Origin of the sequence: Pseudoalteromonas sp. Isolate6 (assembly GCF_022398435.1) — a bacterium.
Lineage (GTDB): Bacteria > Pseudomonadota > Gammaproteobacteria > Enterobacterales > Alteromonadaceae > Pseudoalteromonas > Pseudoalteromonas galatheae.
Genome location: NZ_JAKEVK010000322.1, coordinates 1 through 3,065, shown reverse-complemented (window position 1 = coordinate 3,065; position 3,065 = coordinate 1). Strand labels below are relative to the sequence as shown.

Genomic DNA, 3,065 nt, shown 5'->3' with positions numbered 1-3,065 from the left:
ATCCTATCATTGTAATACTCGATATCCCTTAATTTATCTCGTAGCATTTATATATCCTAAAATTCTATTTCGCTTATTTTTTCATTGGTTATTATGGTGATTTGTTATCATTTTTATAGAATGGAGAAAAGTGTATTAAAGCTAGGGCAGATATGACTTATTGCGTTATCACCCTCCTCAAGTTGTGAAGTGATAATAAATATAACCTCTGGATCCGTTGCGTTATAACGAAAATCAAAAGCAATTAAATTTGAATCAAAGGTAATGGCGATTGGTACTATCTTTTTCGATAAAAATTCATCTATTTCCTCTTTTTTTTCTGAAATACTATAAATTTCCAAATCATCATTTATTAAATCTTGGCAGTGAAGGAAGTGTGCGATTGCACTCTGTCCTTTTCCGACTTCAAAAGATGAACAGATTGGCTTATCTCCAAAGTGTAATTTTATGAAGCTTAAAAACGCGATTGGAAACTTAATTTGAAGTTCTAGCTCAAGCGCCTTTAGGTAATTTGGATGATAAGTCGGCTTATTTTCTTTCCATAAGTACGGCTCACAGTTAAACATAATTCATATCCTTTTCCTCAAATAGACACTTGTATGCCTAGAGGTGTTATGTGCAATTTTATCAAACGGTTGAAACCAATAGAGATACCATTTCATTAGAAGTTCACTTTGTTTTACCTACTACACCTGTACTAATTGGGGGTAATGTGTGATTGTATTTGCTGTCCTTAGAGTTGGCCTGTTTATAGCCGGATTTCGGATTTCAAAAAGTCATAGTAAAACAGTCCATCGTCTTCGTGGTCTTCAAAAATTTCTTTTCCGGCTAACATATAGGCCTTAAGTAGAGCATTTTTACTGCGCTATTTATCACCTAACTGATAATGACACTGGCCAGCTCTAAAGTGAATAAATGGGTTGTCGAGTGCTTCAGGGTGGTTTAATGCATCTAACATTGAATCGAGGGATTGTTGATAGTCATCAAGCATATAATAACTATCCCCAATAGATACTTTAAGCCAAACGGCTTGATCCCACTCTTCATCTGGGTCAGAGAGTAAATCGAAAGCTTTTTTCCAGAGTGTCATTGCGCCTTGAAAATCTTCTTCATCAAAAAGGTCATTACCTTGCTCGCAATACTCTTCTATCTGGTCATGTACATTCATTGGTTATACTCATTAAAGAAAGTTTTGTATTTTTTAGGCTGTTCTACAAAGCATCTACCTCGTGAAATAGAATTGGCTTTAGCAAACCATTCATATGCTTGTTTAAACTCTCCTTGCTCAAAATATAATGTAGCTTTCAAAAATAATGGCCCATCATCATAGTCATTTAAATGGTCTGAGTCTAAAAGCTCATTAATAATATTATGGGCTTTTTCGTGTAAGCTTAATTCTCGATACATTTTACAAATTCCGGTAACAAAACTGAGAGTGACATCCCAATCAAATTTCGGTTCAGGTAATAACCTCCATGCTTCTTCTGCTTTTTCTTGAGCAGTATCAACATCGTTGGCTTCTAATAATTTGTATGCAGAAATATAGAGAGCATCAATTTCATCGCGCAAGTCTATAGGTAAATTTTCCATTATCTTTCCTTATGTTTTGGGGCAAATACCCATCGTTGGGCTAGATTGATAGTATACTTTGCGAGCGGCTATTGGCTGAAGAGAAGCTCTGCCCTGAACTCCATTGTTTATGCTGGTCCATATACTAGTGACGCATCGAACTTTATGGTCTGTGGATGTTTTACCAAGCTGTAAACAACCCATCTGAACGGAGTGCGATTTCCTGCCGAAATTGCTTTACTTATCTGACACGTATCTTCCTTAAACACGAAATCCAATACCCCATGCTGATAAGGGAGAAAGCAAACTAATCGTTTATTTTATCCATATTCAGACTCGCAAAGACCTTCAATAAATTCTTCAAAGCTATCAGAAACTAGCGCATAAACAGGGCTTAACTCATCTGATCCAGTATGATCCCAGAGTACAACTGACGGTTCAGTATTGCTATCTTTGAAGTTTAAACATAAAAAGTCTCCACCAAAGACATAAGCAAAAGGAAGTAACTCAACACCCACTAGATCTTCATTGTCGGTTAGGCGTTCTTCAATCTGAGCGAGTACCACTTTTATTTCGTACTGCATAATATCGTCTGACAACTTGGAATCGTTTGTAATAAGAAGTGTTCGCTCAATCAACCGCTCCTTATTGTCTATGGCGTAAGTGAGTCCTTCAAAGGCAACGCCATTATTGTTGCGGAAAAACTCGATAAACAAATACGGAAGTTTAATTCTACAAAAATTTTCTAATTCAAAGATGCTTGAGTTATTTAACTCATAAGAGTCATTACATTTAGTGATCATATATAGTCTATGTCTTTTGCTGGAATATATTGGCTAGGATGATTGAGCTAGACCTTGCAACATCTATGTATTTAAAGGACTTAAAAAGGTGCTATTGGTTATGGGGTAATTGGTTAGATAGCGCAACGATATCGGCCATAACACGCTTCTCTCCAAGATCAGCTAGGAAAGCTAAATGTTCCGTGGCTTTTACCTTTTGGAGATTCTCAAGCTTAGGTTCGCCACCAAGGGCAAGAGCTGGCGCAAAGCCATAGATCTCTCCATTTTCAAGAGGGCCTAACCTCTCCAAAGTTCGCTCAAAAAGAGGTTGTTCATTGATATCAATTAAATCAATTTGGGTTGTCGTTTGTACAGAGAAGAACAAATCTAAGCTTCTTTCTTCTCCCGTAGCGATATATTCTTCGTTTTCGAAGGTGGGAAAAATCATGCCATAGCTGCTTATTATGGAAAGACTACTCCCTGATTTTTTACCCCAAATATACATTTTTCCAAACGCATCTATTGCAATGACATAGAAACTATCTACACCGTCATTTTGCATTTTTTCGAATTGAGTTCCTCTTAACCACTCAGTCAAGATATCTTGATAATCTTTTGGATTCACCATCCATAAACGGCCTTTCCCCCAACCACAAAAGCCGTATTCTTTCCAATACTCAAGTAAATTATTAGGTAAAGTACCTTGGTAATATT

General features: G+C 36.6%; 5 protein-coding genes. All 5 read right to left on the bottom strand.

What is annotated here, in order from left to right:
• Positions 1–113: 113 nt before the first annotated feature.
• A complete protein-coding gene (locus L1D50_RS22390; RefSeq protein ID WP_239966875.1) occupies positions 114–566 on the bottom strand; it encodes an SMI1/KNR4 family protein in 453 nt (150 codons plus the stop codon).
• A gap of 299 nt (positions 567–865) precedes the next feature.
• Positions 866–1,168: a hypothetical protein gene (locus L1D50_RS22385; RefSeq protein ID WP_235956590.1), complete on the bottom strand. Its 303-nt coding sequence runs from the start codon at positions 1,166–1,168 to the stop codon at positions 866–868.
• Positions 1,165–1,590 carry a hypothetical protein gene (locus L1D50_RS22380; RefSeq protein WP_128725179.1) on the bottom strand — a complete coding sequence of 142 codons (426 nt, stop codon included), beginning with the start codon at positions 1,588–1,590 and terminating at the stop codon, positions 1,165–1,167. Before L1D50_RS22380 ends, L1D50_RS22385 begins: the two co-directional genes overlap by 4 nt.
• Positions 1,591–1,889: 299 nt before the next feature.
• A complete protein-coding gene (locus L1D50_RS22375) occupies positions 1,890–2,372 on the bottom strand; it encodes an SMI1/KNR4 family protein (RefSeq protein ID WP_128725178.1) in 483 nt (160 codons plus the stop codon).
• 91 nt (positions 2,373–2,463) lie between these two features.
• Positions 2,464–3,065: GAD-like domain-containing protein (locus L1D50_RS22370; RefSeq protein WP_239966874.1), on the bottom strand; the 602-nt coding region annotated here is incomplete at its 5' end.